Origin of the sequence: Noviherbaspirillum galbum (genome assembly GCF_010974945.1) — a bacterium.
Taxonomy (GTDB): domain Bacteria; phylum Pseudomonadota; class Gammaproteobacteria; order Burkholderiales; family Burkholderiaceae_D; genus Noviherbaspirillum; species Noviherbaspirillum galbum.
Genome location: NZ_JAAIVB010000078.1, coordinates 94,910 through 118,022, shown reverse-complemented (window position 1 = coordinate 118,022; position 23,113 = coordinate 94,910). Strand labels below are relative to the sequence as shown.

Sequence of the window (23,113 nt, the reverse complement as noted above, 5' to 3'; positions counted from 1 at the left end):
GATGCCTGTCCTGCGCTCGGGGAGACGGGAAGAAGCTTGGATTCATGATTCGACGGTCAGCTTGCGCGCCTCGGGGGTAAAGTCAGCTTTTTTGCCGATAGTTCCGTAAATGTCTCCCAGATTCTATTTTCGTTTGCCTGTGATGTCCATGGTCTCAATTGATGACTTTCGCAGGCAAGGCAGGGTATAGACTTGCCTATTCCTTCAAAGGTTATAATCAATAGTGATGTTTTCCTGGAGAAATTGATGCATGGTTTCTACTGGATCATTCTTTTTACATCAAAAACAAAGGGTTAGCACCAATTGAAAAGAAGCTGGATGAACAATGGGACGGTGCTGATCCGCTTGGGACCAAACCACTTCGCCTTCATGCGCGGATATCTGGAGGGTTTGCCCCTTGAAACCCTTGCTGAGCGCTACCTTGACGCGGCAACGGACGGGCAATCAGGTTCCAGGATCGCGAAGGCAAGCCTGAAGTGGATACGGGAGCAACTGAATGTCGCGGCGCGGCGTGTTGGAGCACATAGCGCGGCGCGCGTAATTTTCATTGATCGTGATCGCTTTCGGCTTCCGCCGAGAAAAGAAGCGCTGACATTGGAGGAGTTCCGGGAAATTCGGGACCCGCACGAGTTGTTCAGTGAAGCTGAACTGATTGACCTGTTCCACGAAGAGCATGGCGGCCATGTCCAGGTCGATAGAAGGATCGCCAGGAACGACAGGCTTCGCCGCAAGCAGATGGAAATTCTCCAGCTGCTGGAACGCGCACTGGTTTCGCCACCAGCCATGAATGATGCGGTAGAGGGCTGGCTGGACCCTGCCCTTTCAAGGCGACTTCAGACGGCCGGCATTCATTCGATCAAGGATCTCGTCGACCTCATCAATATCCGGGGTGCCCGGTGGTGGACCAAGGTCCCCAGGTTTGGTGCAAAGGCGGCAGCGCAGGTGGTCACTTGGCTGAAAACGGACACGGTCGGCTCGGCACTCGGAATCCATGGGGTCCAGGCCCAAGCATTGATGAAGCCAACCCAATTGCGTCTGACAGACAAGGCCATGCTGCGCCAACGTGAATTTGGCATGGTTGGCCTGGAATATCTCCGCATACCAGCATCGCTCGACGGACGTGACCGCCGCAACCGGGGCCAAGAGTGCGCGCTCGGTGAGGTCTCCGACCTGCGTGCCGTCGAACTCTGGCTTCTCGACAAAGCGCCGGACGGCAACACTTGGCGGTCGTATCGGCGGGAGGCGGAGCGCTTTCTGCTCTGGATGCTGCTGGAACGTGGACGCAGCTTGTCAGACGCGACATGGGAAGACGTCAATGAATACAACGAATTTCTACGACAGGTCGGACGTGATGGCGAGATCCTGAAGGGATTCCGGATCGCTGGGCAGGCGTGGTGTGCCCCGCGTGGGACTCGGCGCTGGAGCGCTTCCTGGCGTCCATTCGAGGGAGCGCTTTCCGAAAGCAGTCGCCGCCAGGCAATGGTCATTCTCGGAGTGTTGGGAGACTGGCTGGTTCTCAAGGGATACTGGGCTCAGAATGTGTTTCGGGCGGGCGCAATGGTGGCGCTAGCTCAACAGCCAAATCCGAGCGGCCTGTCGACTGAACACATTGCGCTGGTGCTTCTTTATGTCGAAGCCAATTTGGTTGGCACCCAACAAGTACGTGCACGATGGCTGCTTCTGCTCGGTCTGTTGGGATTGAAGGCCGGGGACATTGCCTTGGGGGAGATCGTCGCTCGCGAAGATTCCATTGCCGAGGGAGCCTTTCGTCTGGTAGTCGCGATGCCAGATCAGGGGAGTAAAGTCGTGTTACTACCCAGGCACGCCATCCCCATGCTGGACGATTATGCTCTGGCGGTGCACGGTGAATTTGGCAAGGCATTGACGACCCGGATGCCTCTTATGTTCCGACTCCAGGCTAGCACGAGTCTTCCTGAGACTTCTCGCCAGAAGATATCTTTGGCAGGCGTGTCTTATCTGATCAAGTCACTGTTTGAAGATACAGCTGAATGGCTCGAGGTTTCCGTGCGAAGCAGAATTGAGCCAATTAAATTCGACAGCACGCGCGGTGAAGAGTTTTGCCGCCATTTGCGCTCAGCCAATCTCCATTCTTTCTCACGCTGGAGGAAATCTGTCGGGTCAAGTGAGAAGATTTGGGAAGCCATTGAAGCCCTATATGGGGCAGGGGGCCAGAATGGGTTTTAGGTGAGAGGTTTTGGGAAGTCTGGGTCGAGCCTAGCTCGGTTGTACGGTACAACTCCGAATCGGGTGCTCGCGAGAGGTAGCATTGGAATGAGTGTATGTTTCGCACTTGCTAAGTATCGTGCGCCTGCTTAAACCGGCATAATTCGATATAAGGAGTGGCGGGTGCATGACTCTAAACCGTTAAGCGTAACGCGGACATGCTCTCCAGTAAGAAAATCGTCGGCTCGCAATCACCAGTCACAAACAGAACTCACTACGGGTGCTTCCCAGCTACCGAGCTGCCGGGCGTATATTTAAGACGATTCACCACATACCAATCAGGTCACTTTGCGCTTCGGGGTCGGGGCACCCAACCAAACATCTCAGCAACCGCGACCCGCCACTAGGCTGAAGACAAGCAAGTTTCGCCGTTCAAATCTGTTAGGTGAGAAGATTTGGGAGGCTAACAGAAAGCGTTAGGCGAAAAAAAGAGGTTGTACCGTACAACCTCTTTTGCATCATATGAACCAGGTCTAGCTGCCAAGCCATTCGTTCAGGATCTCACGCAATTCTTCGAAACGCCGGTCATTCAACGTCCCCTTCTCGAAACGAATCATCACCTCATCCTTGCCTCGAGAAAGCCGCCCCTTTACCACCCCATCAACCGCCAACAACACATCATCCCGCTGCTTCGGTTCGGCTCCAATCAGGTATTCATAAACATCCTTTGGCGCCAAGGTTCCAACACCATTCTTCCTCAACTCATCAGCCCTCGACGCAACAAGTGCACTATCGCGCTGAGAGGCTTCAAGCAACGGTTTCGCCCAGCGGTATTGCAAATCCAGGGGTGACTTGAATGCCTCCACGATTACCTTGTCCAGTGCGGCCAATTTGAGCGCCTTGCTCACATTTCCGGCATCGACACCAAGCTCGCGCGCTAGTTGCTCCTGCGAAGAGAACAACTTTTCATCGAGCGCCCGGCGATACATCATTCCCTGCTCCCAAGGCGAGAGATCAAGCCGGCTGCGGTTCTCCCGGTCCATCTCCTTGAACAACTCGGTGTCCGACACTTCCTCGACCATTGCCAGCACCGGCTTGCCAAGCTCAAGGCAAGCGCGATGCCGTCGGTGGCCGAAGACAATTTCATACTTTCCAGCCTGATCTTTCAGTGGCCTTACCTTGATCGGCTGGACATTTCCGTCTCCAGAAGCGATCTCTTCCCTAAGCGCGGCGAACTCGGGTGTATCAAAACCCTGGGCATCCCGATTTGCCCAACGCGACGGAACGACATCATTGGCATCGATCAGCCGAACCGGAAGCGTGCCTTCAAAGTCCTTGAGTTGCGCCTCCAGCTTGGCCAGCTTTTCATTGCTTTCCTTCATCAACGAATTCACCATGAGCATTTGCCCCGGGCTGGTTCGCAACGGCGTCGGAGCCGCCGCGGCATCCGACTTGTTAGGTACGACCAGGCCCTCCGTCTTGCGGCTCAGACGATCTTTGATTGACACATCAGACTCCTTCGCTCAGTTGGTTCAGCCAGGAATTTCGGATTGACGCTTCCACCAGATCGATGACGCGGTCGTACGCATCACGCGCACGGGCATACGTCTTCGCACTTCCTTCATAACGATTGATGTCATATACCGTCCCGAATTCCGCCGAGCTCGATGACGTTACAGCGGTCTTCGGTATCTCGACGGGAAGCACCTTCTCGGCATAGGTCGCCGCAATCCAGGAGCGTACGACGTCGCTGGCCACGTCAGCCGAGTCAACCCGCGCGAGCAAGACATGGATGAAATCGAAGGTCTTGCTGATCCCCGCGTTCTCGACCAGGTTCGACGCCAAGTCGCTGAAGAGACTCCAGAATTGCGCCGAGCTTGCGAAATCGAGCGCATTGGGCGGCAAGGGCACGATCAAGGCGTCCGCAGCCATGAAGGCATTGATCGTGACGTAGGACAAGGAAGGCGGGGTATCGATGATGATCACGTCGTACTCGTCGCGCACATCCTCCAACCCCAGGTTGATGACATCCCAGAACTGGAACTCCGGGTCCTTCATCTGCCGCGACGGCAGGACGAACTCCGCAGAAAACAGGGTGGACGAGGCGGCGACGAGGTCAACCCCGTCCCAGTACGTTGGCTGGATGGACGAGCGAATGGACGTCGTGTCGCCATAAACCAGCGGGGCGATGGTTTGCTGCTCGGTGACTTCGGTGTCCGGCATGATGCCGAACAGTGTCGTCAGGGATCCCTGGGGATCCGCATCGATAGCCAGGACGCGATGTCCGCGAAGGCTCAATCCTTGCGCGAGCACCATTGCCGTCGTCGTCTTGCTCACGCCTCCCTTGAAGTTGCCGATGGCGATGGTGATTGCCCTTCCACCATCCGGCCGGAGATGTTCCGAGCGATAATTCCTTACCCATGTTCTCGTCTCGGCCAATGTAAATTCGCGCCGGGATCCTTTATCATTGAGTTGTCCTGTCGGCAAGTCTCCCTTGCTTACCCGGTAGGACACCTGTCCCTTGTCTATCCCGCAAAGCGTGGCAAGCTGGGTGAGGGTAAAGACTGGAGAGTTTTTTTCCGTATTCGGTGCCAGCATCCTCGACCTGATCTGGTTCACCATCTGCGCCGCGCGCTCCGCCTGATCCACGATATCGCTGATATGGATCTTCTGTGTTGCCTTCATGTTGTGGATCATGCGTTCCCCATAGGTTCTACAAAATGAATGTATTTTACGTCTTATTGCTTACACATGAAATCAGGAAATTCTTCGGAAAATAAAAATTCCTCAAATTTCTGTCAAATACTTTGCAGTGAGCTTAGGTATTCAACAGAATTAGCCACGCCCCGGCTAAAAAAGTAAACCTTCTAGAAGCCCTAAAAAGACTATAGGAATGAAAAACCTATTTAACTTCAGAGACTTACGAGCGTAATGGTGAGAACAAATGGGAAGTCAGGTGAGAGCTTTTGGGGACAAAAGTGAGAGGGTTTGGGAAGTTCGGTGAAAGGAATTGGGGCTTGAAGTGAGTGGATATGGGCAGGGTCTTCCACGCTCGTCCTTCGCCTTCAGATCGATGCACCCCCGATCTAAGGTGAGTACTTTTGGGAGTGTTCGAATGCGCGACCATGCATTCTCACCCTGCCGGAATTTGAAAAGCGAAGGTGAGATTGCAGGAAAAACTGCCTCACTGTAGACTGTTGGCAAGTCATCCACCTTCTTGCTTCAACGGCACATGAGAAAGAAACCTGCTTCCAGCGAGTCCGACGGGCAACCCGCCCGCCCGCAGGATTACCCGCTTCGCAAGCCGGTTAATACGCTGGCAATCGTGCCGAAGTCCGAGAAGATCACCGTCACCGCCCGGAAGATCTACAACGTCATGCTGCACTACGCGCAGCGGCAGGGCGTGGGAAAGGATCGCTACCAGGTCAGGCTCGCGGACATCGCCACCGGCATCGATTTCAACTCGAACAACACCGAACTCATCAAGCAGTATTTTCGCCAGATGGCGACGACCGGGGTGGAGTGGCAATCGCCCACCATCGGAGAGGGCGCGCGCTGGAGCGTCTCGGCGCTCATCGCCCATGCGGACCTCATCCAGCGCGAGGGCGAGCTGATCCTGGAGTGGAGCTATGCGCCCAACATCAAGCAGGAACTGCTCGATCCCCAACGCTTTGCGAAGATGTCGCTGCAGGTGCAGGCGTCGCTCAATACCATGGCTTCGCTGGTGCTTTACGAAATCTGCTGCCGTTATGCCGACAATCCGGGCGGCCTCACCGCCCGGCAACCCTGGGCATGGTGGCGCCCCGTGCTGACAGGTGCGCCGGACAGTCCGACCAGCGCCTACCAGGAATACAAGATCTTCAACCGCGATGTCCTGAAGAAGGCGATCAAGAAGGTCAACGAAGTATCGGACCTCGAAATCGAACTCGTCGAGCACCGGACCGGACGCGCGATCCAGGACCTTCAGTTCCGGGTGCGGCGCAAGACACCGATGATTGCGCCTTCCGAAAAATCGATCGAGCCGGTCGACCTCAAGACGATAGGCGCCGCCATCAAGGCAGGCATTCCCCAGGAGCGGGCAGAGAAGCATCTCCTCAAGTACGGAGCCAAGGCCATGGATGAGGCGCTCCGCATCATGGGAGAACGCACCAGCCGGTCCAACATGGAGCCGGTGCGCAGTCCGGACAAGTATCTCGCCACGCTGCTGCAGTCCGGCCAGTTCGGCGAGCAGAAGGCGCCGGCCGCCGCGCCGCGCAAGGTATTCGATACCAAGGCGGAAAGGCTCAAGCTGATCGAGCATTACATGGCATTGAAGCGCGCCGAGCTGAACGACATGTTCCAGGAAATGCCGGACGCCGACCAGCGGCAATGGATCGGCCGTTTCGAAGCGGAAGGATTGCCGACAAGCGAAGTGGTGCGCAAGGCATTTCGGACGAAGGGCATCGCCAGCCCGATCGTGCGTCCGGCCTTCCTGAAATTCCTCGGCAATTCGGTATGGGAAGAAGGGTGGGAAAAACCGAGCGACTCCGATCTGGTCGATGTCGCCATCCAGCTCAAGGAAGAGGCCGGTCCCGCGCGCAAGCGCTGACGCGAGATTGCCGCCGGGGCGCGCGCCGCAACGGCCGCAATGGACACTTCGGCAAAAACCGCATAAACAAGCGCGCAGAAATTCGTTCCCGGCTCCAGGCAACTTCCCTAAAGTGGGCTTCGCCGCGACGGTATCCGCAGGAAACACATCCTGCGCGCCGTCTTCCACCACACCGCAGGAGAAGCCATGAACCCGATTTCCCCAACCCGCCTGGCCGCCATCCTGGCCATCGGCACGGCGCTCGCTTCGAGCGCCACCCGGGCCGCCGACGTCCAGTTGCTCAACGTGTCCTACGATCCGACGAGGGAACTGTACTCGGAATATAACAAGGTCTTTGCCAAGTACTGGCAGGACAAGACCGGCGACAAGGTAACCGTCAAGCAATCGCACGGCGGCTCGGGGAAGCAGGCGCGCTCCGTCATCGACGGTCTCGAAGCCGACGTCGTGACGCTCGGACTTGCCTACGACATCGACGCCATCGCGGAGCAGGCGAAGCTGTTGCCGCAAAACTGGCAGGCGCGCCTGCCGAACAACAGCACGCCGTACACCTCGACCGTGGTATTCCTCGTGCGCAAGGGAAATCCGAAGCAGGTCAAGAATTGGAGCGATCTGGTCAAGCCCGGCGTGTCGGTCATCGCGTCCAACCCCAAGACATCGGCCGGCGGACGCTGGGCCTACCTCGGTGCCTACGGGTATGCCTTCAAGACGTTTCAGGGTGATGAAAACAGGGCGAAGGACTTCATTGCCCGGTTCTACAAGAACGTGCCGGTGCTGGATTCCGGGGCACGGGGGTCGACGACCACTTTTGTCGAACGCGGCATCGGCGATGCGCTGATTTCCTGGGAGGACGAGGCGCTTCTTGCGGTGAAGCAGGATCCGTCGAAGTTCGACATCGTCGTTCCGCCGCTCAGCATTCAGGCGGAGCCGCCGGTGTCGGTGGTCGACAAGGTGGTCGACAAGAAGGGCACGCGCAAGGTCGCCGAAGCCTACCTGCAATACCTGTACACGCCGGAAGCGCAGGAAATCGCGGCAAGGCACTTCTACCGTCCGACGGACAAGACGGTCTATGCGCGTCATGCCCGGCAGTTCGCCAAGCTCGACCTCTTCACCGTCAAGGAAGTGTTCGGCGACTGGCACCAGATCCAGAAGAAGCACCTCGCCGATGGCGCGCTGTTCGACCAGATCTACCTGAAGTAGACCGTCACTTCCGCCGCTTCAACCACGTTTCCGGTGCTTGGCGACCGGAAACGATCGGCCCCCGTGATTATTTCCCGGGGGGTCTTTTTTCGTTCAGGGAAGCTTGCATGGATCGTGCGCCCGGCGACGCATCGTCGGCGTCGCGCAGCTGGTAAACCTGCGCCCAGATATTGATGCAGTCTGATACCTGCTGGCGCGTCAGTTTCGCCGCCTCGAGCTTTCGCTTGCGGGAAACGAGCGAAGAAATGGCGCGACGGGGATGAATGGTAGGTTGCGTCTTGCCTACCTGCCCTGCTTGAAAACGTTCCATGGCGGCCTCGTTGTACTGCGAACATCGCACCCGCCCGGGCACCTGCAGCGTGACACTATTCCCGGTGGGGCATCGAAGATGAAGACAACGGGCGAACGCGAACGTTCGCCTCGCCGAGGCGCTTAGAAATTTTTCTCGATTGGTGAAACTTTTTCAGTAAATCTTAGTATGCGCGTACCAGCGCGGGTGTCTTGGACGCCGTATTCACCGCCGCATTCGCGGCTTTCCCTCCCTCCGATCTTGCGCTGCGGCTACCCAGCCTGGTCGCGTATTCATGCGTGAACAAGGAACCGTAAAAGAATATCTGCGCCGAGTAATAGATCCACGTGATCAGGATGACGACCGAACCCGCCGCGCCATAGGACGAGCTGATGTCTGCCTTGGACACATACAAGCCAATCGCCAGCTTGCCCACGGAAAACAGGATGGCCGTCAGGACCGCGCCGACGATCACGTCCCGCCAGTTAAGCTTGACCGCAGGCAGGTATTTGAAAATGGCGGCGAACAAGCCGGAGAGGATCGCGAAGGCAACCACGTTCGAGATGATCTGCGATACGACCTTGAAGGCCCCGCCTCCCCATACATTGCCCATGGCGGCAAGCGCCGTGCTCACCGCGAGCGAAGACAAGGCCATCAGCGCCAGCACCATGACGAGGCCGAGGGAGAGGAAGCGCTCGCGCAGCAGCGACCAGATGCCGGAGGTTTCCTTCTTCCGGACTTCCCATAATTCGTCCAGGCTTTCCTTGAGTTCCGCAAAGGCCGTGGTCGCGCTGACCAGCACCAGTGCCGCGGACACCAGCCCGGCGATTGCGCTGCTGTCCTCGTGCTTTGCGCCGGCAAGGATCGTCTTGATGGCATCGGCGCCCTGGGTTCCCATCAGGTTGGACATCTGGACCAGCAGTTGCTGCCGGACGGTATCCTCTCCGAAGAAGAAGCCGGCGATCGTGACGACCAGCACCAGCATCGGCGCCAGCGAAAACAAGGTATAAAGCGCGAGCGCCGCTCCCTTGCTGGCCGCGCGATGGTCGGACCATTCCTTCGCCGCGTCGATCAGGATGCGCAGCAGGGCCTTGGGATAAGGCAGTTTCCTCAGGTCCTGTTTCTTCTGGTCCGCCGCCTTCTCCTCATTGCCTGGCGCGGCACGCGTCTCCCGGGCCTGCTCCGGCTGCTTTTCCGCCGCGGTCTGCCTTGCATGCAGCGAGGGCAGGGCGATTGCGCGCGCGGCCGGTCCCGCCGGCCGATTATGCCGCTGCCATGCGGTCAGGCTGACCGCAACGAGGCGCGCGACCGCCACGAACAATCTTTTCTTGTCACCTTGCCGCGCGATGCGCGGCTGATGAGAAGAGGGATGCGTTATCGCCATGGGTTTTCCTCCTTCGCTTTTCTTGTGTCCGGCTCGTCCGCGAGTCGGCTTTCCTCGCTGTAATCAAGGCCTGATGAAGAGAAATTTTGTTCCATTCGCTTTGCACCGCCAGACGGGAACAGGCATCAAGCCTCGCACCGGCGATGACGAAATTGAAAATTTGCGCATCTATGCGAAAAATATGCACACTCGCCGCAACCAAAGCGAGGCTGCCCTGTCCTATCACTTCTCGGCAGCAATGATCCCGCAGGCGTGCGGGAGGCATTTTGCTGCGTTGACATCAAACTGAGAACAGGATCCATACAGTGTCAGGTAATTCCAACGTCTCCCCGCCAGCAAAAAATGTCTATGCCAGCGTTCTGCTGATCTTCATTGCCACCATGGCCATCGTTGCCGCCCTGGTGTACCGGCCCATATCGCTTCATGTCTCGCCACCCGTGGTGCAATCGCAGGACATCGCGGAAATCACCAAGATCGTTCCGAACAAGGACAGGCTCGAATACTTGCTCCTGGCCAAGCCGCTTTCCGAGTTTCCCCGCTACGTCTTCAAGTACAAGGATGCCGCCACCATCCACGTGGTGAAGGTCCCCAGCACATCCCATGCCAACATCGAAAGGGAAGTTCTGCTGAAGAACGCCATTCCCTACGCCATCGCCGGCGACGACTACCTGTCGAAGAACAAGCAGGTGCTGCAGGACGAGCAGGCGCAGAGCGGCATGCTGGCCGAGGCCGGCGCATTTCTCGCCCGCAATGCCATCGGCCTCATCCTGATCGGCTTCGTGCTGGTCGGCATGCGCAAGGGCATTCCCGGCATGACTCACAGCGCCTCGGTCATCAAGCCTGACAGCTTGAAGGGCAGCATGGACGACCTGATTGGCATGGAAGACATCAAGAAGGAAGTGGCTCACCTCGAAGAGATGATCCGCAACCGCGACCTGTACAAGTCGCACAACATCGACAAGCCCTTCAATGTCATGCTGACCGGCCCGGCCGGCACGGGCAAGACCAAGCTCGCCGGCTACCTTGCCAAGAAGCTGAACATTCCCCTGATCCAGGCGTCGGGATCCGGCTTGGAGTCGGGCTTCGTCGGCGGCGGTTCCAAGGCCCTGAACGCGATGTACAAGAAAGCCTGCGCCCAAGGCCGCTGCATCATCTTCCTCGACGAGGCGCAGAGCCTGTTCATGCCCCGCGGCCGCGGCGACAAGAAATGGGACGACGACACCGCCAACACGTTGCTCAGCCTGCTCGACGGCGTGAAGAGCGAAGAGGGCGCCGGCGTGATCTGGGTGGTCGCTTCGAACTTCGACGATGCGCGCATGGAAATGGACGAAGCCATGCTGCGGCGCTTCGCGGTGAAGATCAACTTCCGCCTGCCGAACAAGTCCGAACGCCGCGAACTGCTGCATGTGTTCCTCTCCCGCAAGGACGAGCGCTGCGTCGACTGGACCAATCTCAACCTGAACTACGTCGCCGACATCACCGCCAACCTCAGCCCCGCGCTGCTGGAAACGGTCGTCGATCGCGCCAGCATGATTGCCATCGATGAAAACTGCTTGATCGATACTGACGTGCTCTTCCGCGCGTTCGAGCGTTCCACCATCGGCCTGACCGACCGTGCCACCACCGCCGAACTGCACAAGCAGCGCGAACGCGTGGCGCTCCACGAGCTCGGCCACTTCTTCATGCAGATCGATCCTTACCTGCGCCAGGGCCTCGCTATCGAAGCGGTGAAGGAGAAGTCGCACCTGCTGAAGATCAGCACCGAGTCGGTCTCCAAGATCGGCGCGCTCGGCTACGTCCTGTCGTCTGGCGAAGATGTCAACCTCCAGACCCTCGAGGAGATGGAGCAAGACATCAAGCAGCTTTACGGCGGCGTGGCCGCGGAAGAACTGTTCTATGGCGCGCGCGGCATTTCCGTGGGCAGCCAGAACGACATCCAGAAGGTCACCGCCAAGCTCGATCTCATGGTGAACCGCCTTTCGATGTATTCGCGTTCGAAGATCGACTACAAGCAGCTGAAGGGCGATGCCTCCAATGACGAAGCGGTCCGCCAGGTGGAAGCCAAGGCAGACGAGCTGTACACCAGCACGCTCGATGCCATCCGCGGCTACCGCTACCCGATCGAAGCGCTGAAGGAAACCTTGCTGGAACGTTATGTCCTGTCGAAGGACGAGGTGTTCGATCTGCTCAAGGACATGGGCGGCACGGACGCCCTGCTGCAGGCGGCGTGACCTTCGCGCCACGCCTCGCAAGTCGAACCGCGGGGCATCGAAAATGAAAACAGGCCGGTAATACCGGCCTGTTTTTTTATGCGTCCCCGGGCCGGCGCTTGCCGAGCATGCCCTGGTGCAGGCATCCGGCCACTTCGTCGAAGCGGCGCAGGACCACCTCCAGCCAGCGCGCATCATCCGGCCTGAAGGCGCGCCGCATCGCCCGGCGGGCCGGCGTACGCCACGCGCCTGCAGCCTCGCCCGCGTAAGCCGCCACCCAGTGGTCGAGCCGAAGCGCATTCAATACCGGCAGCGCCGGACGCGTGCCGAACTCCAGTCCGATCGCATGGCTTTCCCCTACCGCGAGGCGGTCGAAGCCTTCGGTCAGGGTGCCGGCCACCGCCGCGCTCACCGCCTTGTCCTCCGCGATCGAACGCAATTCGCCGTGGAGCCAGCGGTTCATCTCGATGAATCGCGGATCGTCCGCCGGGAGATAACTCAGCAATTCGCCGTGTCCCGGCTTGCCGAGGCCGGTATGGATGTCAAGCAGCACCACCGGGGCGTCGCCATAGCGGTAGGTGCGGATGATGGTTTCCCAGATCCGCCGGCTCTCCGTCGCTGCCTTGCCGCCATAGAACAGGCCGTCGGGATGGGTATGCTGGCCGCGGGTGATGGCCGCCTGCATCCGCAGCCGTTTCGCTCGCGTCAGCGCCCCCGACATCAGGCGCAACTCGTTCCGCCATCCTGCCGGCAAGGGACGAAACCGTTCCACCAGCATCGCGTGGAAAGCGGCGTAGTCCGATGCGGGCAAGCCGGCCTCGAAGTCGATGAAGTTGCGGTTGAGATCGACGCCTTCCACGGTGACGCGCCGGTCCTGGTCGAAACCCCACGGATTGACAGCGTGGATGAGCACGAAGCCGAGGCCGGCCCCGGCGAAGCGCTCGGCGTGGCGTTCCATGAAGCGGAACTGGCAGGCAGCCCCGGCATAGGCCTCGATGCCATGGGTGCCGCTCGAAAGGTAGATCACGGGCTTCCCAGGTTGCGGCGCATGGCAGGCGACGTCGGTCGAAAGATGGCTTCCGCCCGCCTCCGCATGGGGAAAGCTCGCCGTATGGAAGCCGGCCCGCCGGGCCAGTTCGAGGAAGCGTTCGCGCGATGCGCGGAAATTCTCGGGCAACATGTCGATCACGAGGTGGGCAGGAGATTGCGGCTTTTTGTCTGAGACCGCCGCGCCGCCAACGTTCCACGGCTGACCGAGGCCACGCTGTTGCCATCCTGCCAAGCGCCGGAATCAGCTCCCAATACCGCAACAATAATTAGTTTTTTGCCGGGACGCTTAATGATAGGAAACAAATAAGTCGCCGTTGGGCACACTGGCATCATCCGTAACCTTGTGGACGGCAAAAGATGCGAAGCATCTACCTTCGGCTCAACCTGCTGTATGTCATCATCGTGACGACCGTGCTCGCGATTTCGGGCGCGTCCTCCTATTATGGCTTGCGCTACGACCTCGAGCGCCGGCATGACGAATTGCGCAGCGGCCTGCTCACGCGGCTCCAGTCCAGCGCGCCCCTGGCGCTGTGGGACTTCGATACCGACAAGATCAATGGCTTGCTGGATGGCGAGATGCTTCCCTCGGAGGTGCTCGCGATATGCGTCTTCGATACGTCCGGCAACCTGTTCGCAGGCAAGATGCGGGCAGACGACGGCGGCGTCACCACCGCGGCACTCACCAAGCTTCCCGCTGGCGAAACGGTGGACGCGCCGCTGCTCTTCCAGCGGCGCGACACGAATGGCGCAAGCTCGAACCAGATCAAGGTCGGGCGGGTCAGCATCGTGTTCAGCCGGGCCGCCATCGCCCGCACCCTGCAAGAAGCGGTGGCGCGCAAGGCCCTAGAAATCCTGGTGCTCGACGTGCTGCTCGTGGTGGCCCTGTCGCTGGGCCTGCGCATGGTCTTCGCGCCCTTGCGCCAGTTGAAAAGCGGATTGTTCACGCTGGCGAGCGACAGCAGCCATGACGTCGACGAACTTCCCGAGGATCGCCAGGACGAAATCGGCGACCTGGTGAGGGCATTCAACCGCATACTTCGCCGGCTCAAGGAAATCATCAACCAGACCCGCAAGGCGGAGGAGTCCGCCCGCCTGGCTTCCGCGGAAACCGCCAAGGCCTACGATGACCTCAGGATGGCGCAGGCCTCGCTGCTCGAAGCCGAACGGCTTGCTTCGCTCGGCGGCCTGGTCGCCGGCGTCGCGCACGAAATCAACACGCCGGTCGGCATCACCCTCACAAGCGCCTCGGTGTTGCGTGAAGCCACCGGCGCGATCCAGGAGCGCATGCGCGAAGGCGGCATGAAGAAATCCGACCTCGCGGGATATGTCGAGACCGCGGATGAGAGTACGCGCCTCATCCTGGCCAATGCGGAGCGCGCCGCGCAGCTCATCCAGAGCTTCAAGCAGATCGCGGTAGACCAGACCAACGAGGCGAGACGTTCCTTCACCCTGCACGCCTATCTCAACGAAGTCACGACCAGCCTCAATCCCCGCATCAAGAAATCCCGGGTGCGGGTGCTCGTCGACTGCCCGGAGGACATCGCGATCGACAGCTATCCCGGCGCCCTGGCGCAGATCGTTACCAACCTCATCATGAACGCCCTGGTGCACGCCTTCGGCCCGGAGCAGCCGGGAACGATCACCATCAGGGCGCGCCAGAGCGCCGGCCAGGTGGAATTGCTGTTCGCCGACGATGGCAAGGGCATCGCGCCGGAAAATATCAGCAAGATCTTCGAGCCCTTCTTCACCACCCAGCGCGGCCATGGCGGCACCGGCCTCGGATTGAACATCGTCTATAACCTGGTCGCCAAGCAGTTTGGCGGCACCGTGAAGGTCGACAGCCGGCTGGGCCACGGCACGCGCTTCACGATCAGCTTTCCGGCAACCGCACCGCAGGAGGAGTTTGCATGAACACCAGAGACATCATGGCTGCCGAGAGAGAAAGCGACGACGACTGGCTGCTGGAGGACCAACCCGCGCACGCCGGCGACGATCCGGGCATCCAGGTGCGTCCCTTCCGCATCCTGATCGTCGATGACGAGGCCGACGTCCATTCCGTGACGCGGCTGGCGCTGCGCGGCGTCACCTTCAAGGGCAAGCCGCTGGAACTGCTGAGCGCCTACTCGGGCGCGGAAGCCTTCGCCTTGCTGCAGCGGGAACGCGATATCGCGCTGTGCCTGCTGGACGTTGTCATGGAAACCGATGACGCCGGGCTGCGCCTGGTGGAACGCATCCGCAGCGAACTCGACAATCAGCTCCTGCGCATCGTGCTGCGCACCGGCCAGCCCGGACAGGCGCCGGAGCAGCGCGTCATCGTCGATTACGACATCAACGACTACAAGGCCAAGACCGAACTGACGACGCAGAAGCTGTTCACCATGGTAATCGCGTCGCTGCGTGCCTACGAGAGCCTCGTTACCATCGAGAGCAGCCGCATCGGCCTCGCGAAGATCCTGGAAGGGGCAAGCAACCTTTACCAGGTACAGTCGCTGCGGGAATTTGCTTCCGGCGTCCTGAAGCAGATCAGCGCCATCCTGGACGTCGGCGCGGAAGGCGTGCTCTGCGTGCTGGGCAAGGGAACGGTTCCGGGAATGAATGGCCCCACGGTGATCGCGGGCACCGGCAACTATGCCAGCCTGGTCGAGGTGGAATCCTTGCCGGACAATCACTGCCTGACGAACGGCATCCTGTCCGCCTTCCGCGAGAAGCAGAGCCGGCACGGCCATCCGGTCGACGTGTTGTTCGTGCACACTGAGCAGGGGCATGAATTCGCGATCGCCATCACCCCGGCCTGGCCGCTGGCGGACATGCAGCGCAACCTGCTGGAGGTGTTCTGCCAGCGCATCGGCGCCGCCTTCGACAACCTCTATCTGTTCGGCCAGCTGCGCAAGGCGCAGGAGGCCACCGTCGCCGCTCTCGCCGATCTTGCGGAATTCCGCGACGAGGACACCGGCGGACACGTGCGCCGCGTGCAGCTGCTCACCGACATGATCACCCGCCGCCTGCATGATCGGCAGGCCTGTGCCGACGAGCTGACCCCGCACCTGATGGACCTGATCGGCATGGCAAGCATCCTGCACGACGTCGGCAAGGTATCCACGCCGGACAACATCCTGCTCAAGCCCGGCATCCATACGCCGGAGGAGCGCACCATCATGCAAAGGCATGCCAGCGTCGGCGAGCAGATCCTGAGGCGGGCCGCCGAGATGGTCGACGGCGAAACCTACCTGACCTTCGGCGCGCAGATTGCGGGCGGGCACCATGAGCACTTCGATGGCCGCGGTTATCCGCGCGGCTTGAAGGGAAAGGACATCCCGCTCTCGGCCCGCATCGTCGCCGTGGTGGATGTGTTCGATGCCCTGCTGCACCGCCGGCCCTACAAGGAACCTTGGACCATGGAAGCCACGCTCGCCTTCCTGCGCGAGCGGCGCGGCACGCAGTTCGATCCCGAGGTCATCGACGCCCTCATTTCCCTGATGGACGAGTCCATCCCGGAGTGGCTCACGGCTTCCGACTAAACGACGCTTCATGCGGTTCAGGGTTGCCCGCCAACCTTTCATTACCTCCCGGGTAATGGCGCGTCTGCGCTTCCGGCTGACATCATGCAGAATATGAGCGCCACCGCCTTTTCCGGCGCCAACCAGCCCCTCATTCCCTGGAGGACCGCGCATGATCCCGCAAGACGATGTACGCACCGCCCACCGCATCTGCCCGCTCTGCGAAGCCTGCTGCGGACTGGAATTGAAAATCCGCGATAACCGCGTCATTTCGATCCGCGGCCACGAGGAAGACGTCTTCAGCCGAGGTTACATCTGTCCGAAGGGCGCCTCCCTGAAGGATTTGCATGAAGACCCCGACCGCCTGCGCGTGCCTCTGGTGAAGCGCAATGGCCGCTTCGAAGAGGCGAGCTGGGAGGAGGCTTTCGCTGAAATCGAACGGCGGCTTCCGCCGCTCATGGCCGAGCATGGCAAAGACGCGGTGGCGCTGACCATCGGCAACCCCTCGGCGCACAAGATCGGCCTGCTGCTGTACTTCTCGCGCCTGGCGAAGGCGCTCGGATCGCGCAACGTGTTTTCGGCGTCGACCCTGGACCAGATGCCCAAGCAGCTCTCGGTCGGCCTGATGTTCGGGCACTGGCTCTCCTTCCCGGTGCCGGACATCGTCCGCAGCGACTACCTGCTGATCATCGGCGGCAATCCGATGGTCTCCAACGGCAGCCTATGGACGGTCCCCGACTACCGGGGCAAGGCCAAGGCGATGCGCGCCAGGGGCGGACGCATCGTCGTGATCGATCCGCGCCGCACCGAGACCGCGGAAGCCGCCGACAAACATCATTTCATCCGGCCCGGCGGCGACGTGTTCTTCCTGCTCGGATTGGTGCATGCCCTGTTCGACGAAGGGCTGGTTCGTCCCGGCCGGCTGGCCGAACACCTGAACGGCATGGAAGCGGTCAGGGAGGCGGTGCTGCCTTACGCACCGGAACGCATCGCCGCGCGCTGCGCGATGTCCGCGAGCGACATCCGCGGCATTGCCCGCGAAATCGCGGGCGCGGAGCGCGCCGCGGTGTACGGCCGCATCGGCACCTGCACCCAGGAATTCGGCACGCTCTGCAGCTGGCTGATCGATGTCATCAACGTGTTGACCGGCAACCTCGACCGCGAGGGCGGCGCCATGTTTTCCAGGGCGCCGGCCTTCGCCGCCAATACCCTGGGCAAGCCAGGGAGCGGCAAGGGCGTGTCGGTCGGCCGCAGAAAGAGCCGTGTCGCCGGAGCGCCGGAAGTCATGGGGGAATTCCCGATGGCTTGCCTGGCGGAGGAAATCGAGACGCCGGGGGAGGGGCAGGTGCGCGCGCTGCTCACGCTTGCCAGCAATCCCGTCCTTTCCGCGCCGAACGGCGCGCGCATCGCCGCCGCACTGGACCGGCTCGATTTCATGGTGAGCGTGGATATCTATCTCAACGAAACCACCCGCCATGCGGACGTCATCCTGCCTGGCTCGTCGCCGCTCGAAGACCTGCATTACGACGTGGCGTTTCCGCAGTTCGCGTGGCGCAATGCGGCGCGCATGAGCGAAGCGGTGCTGCCGCGCGACCCGTCGCATCCGCCTGAATGGCAGATCCTGCTGCGGCTGGCGGCGATCGCCGAAGGGAAGGGCGCGGACGCCGACGTGTTGCGCATGGAAGACGAAAATTTTGCCGGCGAAGTGCGCCGTGCCGTCGGCGAGCATGCCGACGCGGTGCTCGCCGCTTCGGCCGGGCTGGACGGCCCGAAACGGCAAATCGATTTCGCCTTGCGCATGGGTCCCTACGGCGACCAGTATGGCAGGCGCCCGGATGGAATCAGCCTCGCCAAGGTGATGGATGCTCCGGGCGGCATCGACCTGGGGCCTTTGCAGCCCCGGATTCCGGAACTGCTGCGCACCCCGAGCGGCAAGATCGAGCTCGCGCCCGAGATGCTGCTGGCCGACCTGGCGCGCGTCGACGCCGCGCTCGAGGCGCCCGCGCCGGAGCTGGTGATCATCGGCCGGCGACAGGTGAGGTCCTGCAACAGCTGGATGCATAACCTGCCGACGCTGGCGAAAGGCGCTTTCCGCTGCACCGCGCTGGTTCATCCGTCCGATGCCGCGCGGCTCGGACTGACCGATGGCGGCATGGCACGCGTCGATGGCGCGGGCGCGCGCATCGACGTGGTGGTGCAGGTCAGCGAAGAAATGATGCCAGGCGTCGTCAGCCTTCCGCATGGATGGGGGCATGACCTGCCAGGCGCGCGCCTGTCGCTCGCGGCCGAGCGGCCCGGCGCCAACATCAACGCGGTGCTCGATGATGGCGGCAGGGATCCGCTGTCGGGCAATTCGGTTCTCAGCGGCGGCGCGATCGCCATGCACGCCTTATAGGAGCGGCGGCGTCATCGGGAAATGGCGCGCCGCGCCCGAGTCACTCCATTCCGGTAAAATTTCCGGTTTTTGGAACCGGCATCCGGGGCCGGCCCTATCCGGGCCTGCCGCGCCGCATGCGCCGACCGGCGCGGAGTGAATGTCCATGCGTTTTTCCCGACTGATTGCCGATTTCGTCCGGCGGCACTGGATGCACTATGCGTCCGCCGCCGCCATGCTGGCAACCATCGCCATGTTGTCCGTGTGGGTTCCGCGCAAGGTTGGGGCCGTGGTGGATGGACTGGTGGCGCAGCGCCTCGCCGGCCGCGCCTTGCTGCTCGACCTCGGCGAACTGCTCGCGGCCGGGATCGCGATCTACTTCCTGCGCGTGGGCTGGCGGCTGCAGCTGTTCTCGGCGGCCTATGAATTCGGCGTGGAAATCCGGACCCGCCTTTACGCCCGTCTTTCCCTGCAAGGGCCGAGTTTCTATCAGCGCCAGCGCACCGGCGACCTGATGGCGCTGGCGACCAATGACGCCGACGCCGTCGAGATGGCAGCGGGCGAGGCCATGCTGGCCGGTTTCGATGGCACGCTGACGCTGGCAATGGTCCTGGCGATGATGTTCCTTGCCGTCGACTGGCGGCTGACACTCGCTGCGTTGCTCCCCTTTCCCTTCATGGCCTTCGCCTTCTGGCGCATTTCCGGCCGCCTGCATCATGCCTCGGGCCAGGCGCTTAACCGATTCGGCAACCTCAACGACCACGTGCAGGAAACCCTGGCCGGCGTGCGCACTTTGCGTGCGCTAGGCCTGGAGCAACGCAGCGCCCGCCAGTTCGCCGCGCTTGCCGAGCAGGCCGCGGCGGCAAACGCCGATGCGCAGCGCTGGGAGGCCTCATACGAGCCGGCGGTAGGCATCTCGCTCACCATGGCGGGCACCATCGCGCTGGCGGCGGGTGGCTACCTGGTATGGCAAGACAGCCTCACGATAGGCGCACTGACGACCTTCAGCATGTACCTGGGACAACTGATCTGGCCGATGTTCGCTTCCGGCTGGGTGCTAGCGCTCATCGAGCGCGCGCGCGCCGCATGGGGCAGGCTGGCGCCGGTACTCGAGGAACCGCTCAGCGTCGACGACCATGGCACGATCGGTACGCTGCGGCCGGGAACGATCGAAGCCGAGGCATTGTCGCTCGCCTATCCCGGACAGGCCCAGCGGGCGCTCGACCAGGTTTCGTTCAGCCTCGCGCCAGGGCAGACCCTGGGGCTGGTCGGGCCGACCGGGGCCGGCAAGTCGAGCTTGCTGCGCCTGCTGCTGCGGCAATACCTGCCCGCGGAAGGCAGCTTGCGCTGGTCCGGCCATGCGCTGGAAAGCTATACCCTCGAGGCATTGCGTTCCGCCATCAGCTGGGTTCCCCAGGAACCCTTCCTGTTTTCCGCATCGATTGCCGACAACATCTCCCTGGGCCGGCCCGGGGCAAGTCCGGAAAACATCGAGCGCGCCGCGCGGCTCGCCGCCGTGCACGACGACATCATGCGCTTTCCGTCGGGCTATGCCACGCCGGTCGGCGAACGCGGCATCACCTTGTCCGGCGGGCAGCGGCAGCGCATCGCGATTGCGCGGGCCTTGCTTTCGGACAGCGCGCTGCTGTTGCTCGACGACGCCTTGTCCGCCGTGGACACGGGCACCGAGGCGCAGATCCTGGCGCACCTGCGCGAGGCGCGCGCCGGGCGTACCGTCGTCATCGCCGGCCATCGGCTGAGCGCGGTGGCCGATGCCGACCACATCATCGTGCTGCGCCATGGCCGCATCGCCGAGCAGGGCACGCATGCCGGCCTGCTCGCGCGGGATGGATGGTATGCCCACCAATGGCGTTACCAGCAACTGGAGGCCAGCCTTGATGCGCTCTGAACACCGCGAAGCCTTGTCGCTGCTGCGCGATGCCTTGCGGCCCGAACGCGGACAGCTTTTGCGGGGCGTGGCGTGGCTGCTGGCGGCCGCCGGCCTGGAAGTGCTCGGCCCCATCCTCGGCAAGCTGCTGATCGACGACTACCTGCTGCCGCGCCGGTTCGACCCTCAGTGGATGACCGCCTTGCTGGCAGGCAGCCTGCTGACCGGCGTGCTGGCCAGCGCCCTGCGGTATTTCCAGCTCGTGCGGCTGTCGGAACTCGCGATGCGCTCGGTGCGCCGGCTGCGCGAAGCGGTGTACGAACACGTGCTGCGGCTGCCGATGTCCTTCTTCGACAAGGCCATCACCGGGCAGCTGGTCAGCCGCGTCACGAATGACACCGAAGCGGTCAAGATGCTCTACATCCAGGTGCTGTTCGTCATCCTCAACAACGGCATCCTGCTGCTGGGAACGATGATCGCCATGGCATGGCTGGACTGGCGCCTGATGCTGATCGTGGCCGCGCTGGTGCCCGCGGTCGCCGTCATCGTCTGGCTCTACCAGCGCTGGAGCGCGCCGGCGGTGACGCATGCGCGGGCGCTGCGCAGCGACATCAATGCGCAGATGGCCGAATCCATCAATGGCATGGCGGTGCTGCAGGCGACGAATGCGGCGGGCCGCTTCGGCGCGCGCTTCGTCGGCACCAACCGCTCCTATTACACCGCGCGCCTGGCGGAGGTGCGGGCCAATGCCTGGCTGCTGCGGCCGGCGCTCGACTTCCTGAACATCCTGCTGCTTGTGGCCGTCATCTTCAGCTTCAGCCGGCGCGAGCTTGGCGGCATCGAGATCGGCATCCTCTATGCCTTCGTCGGCTACATCGCGCGCGTGGTCGAGCCGCTGATCCAGATCACCCTGCAGTTCAGCCAGCTTCAACAATCCATGGTCGCCGCGTCACGCGTCAATGCGCTGCTGCGGGAAACGCCGGCCATGCGCAAGTCGGGCGATGCGCGCGTGGCCGAAGGCCGCCTTCGCCTGCGTGGCATCGAATTCGGCTATGACCCGGCCCAGCCGGTCCTCCATCATCTCGATCTCGACATCCCGGCCGGCGATTTCGTGGGCATCGTCGGCCATACCGGCAGCGGCAAGTCGACCTTGCTCAGCCTGATGCTACGCTTCTATCGCCCCCAACAGGGCAGCATCACGATCGATGACATCGCCATCGAGCAGATCGGCGACGACGCTTTCCGTGCCGACGTCGGCCTCGTGCCCCAGGAACCCTTCCTGCTGGCGGCGAGCGCCCGCGAGAACATCGACATGGGACGCGGCCTGCACGACGACGACATTCGCGAGGCCGCCCGGAAGGCGAGGGCGCATGAATTCATCGAAGCGCTCGAACGCGGCTACGACACGCCGCTGGGCGAGGGCGGCGCGCGCCTGTCGACCGGACAGAAGCAGCTCGTCGCCATCGCCCGCGCGCTCGCCGGCAAGCCGCGCATCCTTTTCCTGGACGAGGCCACGTCGCACATCGATAGCGAGACCGAGCAGGTGGTGCAGCGCGCCCTCAATGACCTGCGCGGACAGGTAACGATCGTAGCCATTGCGCACCGCCTGTCGACGATCCGCCATGCCCACCGGATCATCGTGCTCAATCATGGACGCATCGCGGAGGCGGGCGCCCATGACCAGTTGATGAACATCGATGGCGGCATCTACCAGCGGCTTTACCAGATGCAGCAGCTGGAAGAATGAGCGCCGTGATCAGGCGTGGCGCGGGGTTGAACGCTTCATGAAGTAGGTGCCGGCGATCAGCGCGCCGGCCGCGAGCAGCATGGAGCTGGCGGGCAGGGTGCGGGCGGTGTTCATCGCAATCTCGCCCGCGCGCGGCGCGGACAATTCCAGCCGGCGCTTGGTCATTGCCGCGCCAAGTTCCCCGAGCCTGTCATGCAGCACCCGTTCCGCCATGGGCAGCAGGCGGGTTTCTTCGTCGGCGACGTGATGCAGCACGTCGCGCATCAATTCCATGAAGGTGTCGTCGTAGGCCGAGTCTGTCGGCTTCATCCGGCGCAGCGTGTCGATCAGCGTGCGCATGGTGTCGTGCTCGGGCACGCTCTTGTCCTCGACGAAGTCTTCGGCGCCGGCCCGCGCCATTGCAGGATAGAAAATTTCTTCTTCCAGCTGGGCGTGGATTTCCAGGGCCAGGCAAGCGGCGCTGACGAGCGCCTGTTTGGTCTTGGGCTTTGTATCTATTTCATATTGATGAAAAGTTGCCAGGACCGCGGTGTGATCCATGCGGATCATGTTGGTGATGGAGGGACTGAGCTTGTCGACCAGCGTATTCATGGACCATTCTCCGGATTCGGGTTGAGGGAACGGAGGAAGCGTGCAAAGACCATGCCGAACAGGCGATAATCCCGGGTTTGCCTGGTATTGCCGCCCTAAACCGCGTTTGCGGGA

The 23,113-nt window shown here is 61.7% G+C and carries 16 protein-coding genes; 10 read left to right on the top strand and 6 right to left on the bottom strand.

Translation table 11 applies throughout. From position 1 onward, the window contains the following. The first annotated feature begins 318 nt into the window (after positions 1-318). Positions 319-2,205 (top strand): phage integrase family protein, encoded by a 1,887-nt coding sequence (locus G3574_RS23200; RefSeq protein WP_163967923.1) that lies wholly within the window; start codon positions 319-321, stop codon positions 2,203-2,205. 512 nt (positions 2,206-2,717) lie between these two features. On the opposite strand, the gene G3574_RS23195 is transcribed toward G3574_RS23200, so the two are convergent. Next, positions 2,718-3,692 (bottom strand): ParB/RepB/Spo0J family partition protein, encoded by a 975-nt coding sequence (locus G3574_RS23195; RefSeq protein ID WP_163967922.1) that lies wholly within the window; start codon positions 3,690-3,692, stop codon positions 2,718-2,720. A 1-nt stretch (position 3,693) separates the two neighbouring features. Beyond that, a complete protein-coding gene (locus G3574_RS23190) occupies positions 3,694-4,869 on the bottom strand; it encodes an AAA family ATPase (protein ID WP_235953582.1) in 1,176 nt (391 codons plus the stop codon). 547 nt (positions 4,870-5,416) lie between these two features. On the opposite strand from G3574_RS23190, the gene G3574_RS23185 reads away from it, so the two are divergent. Beyond that, positions 5,417-6,772 carry a replication initiation protein gene (locus G3574_RS23185; protein WP_163967920.1) on the top strand — a complete coding sequence of 452 codons (1,356 nt, stop codon included), beginning with the start codon at positions 5,417-5,419 and terminating at the stop codon, positions 6,770-6,772. Between the two features lie 186 nt (positions 6,773-6,958). Next, positions 6,959-7,969, top strand: coding sequence for a sulfate ABC transporter substrate-binding protein (locus tag G3574_RS23180; protein WP_163967919.1), 1,011 nt, complete (start codon positions 6,959-6,961; stop codon positions 7,967-7,969). A 67-nt stretch (positions 7,970-8,036) separates the two neighbouring features. Here G3574_RS23180 and G3574_RS23175 read toward each other — a convergent pair whose 3' ends face one another. Next, positions 8,037-8,279 carry a hypothetical protein gene (locus G3574_RS23175; RefSeq protein WP_163967918.1) on the bottom strand — a complete coding sequence of 81 codons (243 nt, stop codon included), beginning with the start codon at positions 8,277-8,279 and terminating at the stop codon, positions 8,037-8,039. Positions 8,280-8,442: 163 nt separating this feature from the next. After that, entirely contained in the window at positions 8,443-9,642 is a 1,200-nt protein-coding gene (locus G3574_RS23170; protein WP_163967917.1) for a YihY/virulence factor BrkB family protein, read from the bottom strand. A 73-nt stretch (positions 9,643-9,715) separates the two neighbouring features. Here G3574_RS23170 and G3574_RS23165 point away from each other — a divergent pair, with 73 nt between their 5' ends. Continuing rightward, on the top strand, positions 9,716-9,931 hold the full coding sequence (locus G3574_RS23165) for a hypothetical protein (protein WP_163967916.1): 216 nt from the start codon (positions 9,716-9,718) through the stop codon (positions 9,929-9,931). 91 nt (positions 9,932-10,022) lie between these two features. Then, on the top strand, positions 10,023-11,873 hold the full coding sequence (locus tag G3574_RS23160; RefSeq protein ID WP_163968152.1) for an AAA family ATPase: 1,851 nt from the start codon (positions 10,023-10,025) through the stop codon (positions 11,871-11,873). A gap of 76 nt (positions 11,874-11,949) precedes the next feature. Here the strand turns inward: G3574_RS23160 and G3574_RS23155 are convergent, their stop codons facing one another. After that, a complete protein-coding gene (locus G3574_RS23155; protein ID WP_163967915.1) occupies positions 11,950-13,032 on the bottom strand; it encodes a DUF2817 domain-containing protein in 1,083 nt (360 codons plus the stop codon). Positions 13,033-13,259: 227 nt separating this feature from the next. Here G3574_RS23155 and G3574_RS23150 point away from each other — a divergent pair, with 227 nt between their 5' ends. The 5 genes from G3574_RS23150 to G3574_RS23130 all read left to right on the top strand — a co-directional run bounded on the left by G3574_RS23150 (position 13,260) and on the right by G3574_RS23130 (position 22,408). Then, positions 13,260-14,813 (top strand): sensor histidine kinase, encoded by a 1,554-nt coding sequence (locus G3574_RS23150; protein WP_163967914.1) that lies wholly within the window; start codon positions 13,260-13,262, stop codon positions 14,811-14,813. Beyond that, entirely contained in the window at positions 14,810-16,420 is a 1,611-nt protein-coding gene (locus G3574_RS23145) for a DUF3369 domain-containing protein (protein WP_235953581.1), read from the top strand. Before G3574_RS23150 ends, G3574_RS23145 begins: the two co-directional genes overlap by 4 nt. Before the next feature lie 151 nt (positions 16,421-16,571). Continuing rightward, positions 16,572-18,794 carry a molybdopterin-dependent oxidoreductase gene (locus G3574_RS23140; protein ID WP_163967913.1) on the top strand — a complete coding sequence of 741 codons (2,223 nt, stop codon included), beginning with the start codon at positions 16,572-16,574 and terminating at the stop codon, positions 18,792-18,794. A gap of 145 nt (positions 18,795-18,939) precedes the next feature. Continuing rightward, positions 18,940-20,682 (top strand): ATP-binding cassette domain-containing protein, encoded by a 1,743-nt coding sequence (locus G3574_RS23135; protein WP_163967912.1) that lies wholly within the window; start codon positions 18,940-18,942, stop codon positions 20,680-20,682. Continuing rightward, positions 20,672-22,408, top strand: a complete 1,737-nt coding sequence (locus G3574_RS23130) for an ABC transporter ATP-binding protein (RefSeq protein ID WP_163968150.1) — start codon at positions 20,672-20,674, stop codon at positions 22,406-22,408. Before G3574_RS23135 ends, G3574_RS23130 begins: the two co-directional genes overlap by 11 nt. Positions 22,409-22,417: 9 nt before the next feature. On the opposite strand, the gene G3574_RS23125 is transcribed toward G3574_RS23130, so the two are convergent. Beyond that, on the bottom strand, positions 22,418-22,999 hold the full coding sequence (locus G3574_RS23125) for a hemerythrin domain-containing protein (RefSeq protein ID WP_163967911.1): 582 nt from the start codon (positions 22,997-22,999) through the stop codon (positions 22,418-22,420). Positions 23,000-23,113 lie beyond the last annotated feature (114 nt).

Excerpts from the sequence above, each read along its gene's own strand:
- G3574_RS23160 (WP_163968152.1), top strand. The coding sequence starts at position 10,023 with ATGGCCATCGTTGCCGCCCTGGTGTACCGGCCCATATCGCTTCATGTC.
- G3574_RS23135 (WP_163967912.1), top strand. The coding sequence starts at position 18,940 with ATGCGTTTTTCCCGACTGATTGCCGATTTCGTCCGGCGGCACTGGATG.
- G3574_RS23165 (WP_163967916.1), top strand. The coding sequence starts at position 9,716 with ATGAAGAGAAATTTTGTTCCATTCGCTTTGCACCGCCAGACGGGAACA.
- G3574_RS23155 (WP_163967915.1), bottom strand. The coding sequence starts at position 13,032 with ATGTTGCCCGAGAATTTCCGCGCATCGCGCGAACGCTTCCTCGAACTG.
- G3574_RS23170 (WP_163967917.1), bottom strand. The coding sequence starts at position 9,642 with ATGGCGATAACGCATCCCTCTTCTCATCAGCCGCGCATCGCGCGGCAA.
- G3574_RS23175 (WP_163967918.1), bottom strand. The coding sequence starts at position 8,279 with ATGGAACGTTTTCAAGCAGGGCAGGTAGGCAAGACGCAACCTACCATT.
- G3574_RS23130 (WP_163968150.1), top strand. The coding sequence starts at position 20,672 with ATGCGCTCTGAACACCGCGAAGCCTTGTCGCTGCTGCGCGATGCCTTG.
- G3574_RS23150 (WP_163967914.1), top strand. The coding sequence starts at position 13,260 with ATGCGAAGCATCTACCTTCGGCTCAACCTGCTGTATGTCATCATCGTG.
- G3574_RS23185 (WP_163967920.1), top strand. The coding sequence starts at position 5,417 with ATGAGAAAGAAACCTGCTTCCAGCGAGTCCGACGGGCAACCCGCCCGC.
- G3574_RS23145 (WP_235953581.1), top strand. The coding sequence starts at position 14,810 with ATGAACACCAGAGACATCATGGCTGCCGAGAGAGAAAGCGACGACGAC.
- G3574_RS23140 (WP_163967913.1), top strand. The coding sequence starts at position 16,572 with ATGATCCCGCAAGACGATGTACGCACCGCCCACCGCATCTGCCCGCTC.
- G3574_RS23180 (WP_163967919.1), top strand. The coding sequence starts at position 6,959 with ATGAACCCGATTTCCCCAACCCGCCTGGCCGCCATCCTGGCCATCGGC.
- G3574_RS23125 (WP_163967911.1), bottom strand. The coding sequence starts at position 22,999 with ATGAATACGCTGGTCGACAAGCTCAGTCCCTCCATCACCAACATGATC.
- G3574_RS23200 (WP_163967923.1), top strand. The coding sequence starts at position 319 with ATGAACAATGGGACGGTGCTGATCCGCTTGGGACCAAACCACTTCGCC.
- G3574_RS23190 (WP_235953582.1), bottom strand. The coding sequence starts at position 4,869 with ATGAAGGCAACACAGAAGATCCATATCAGCGATATCGTGGATCAGGCG.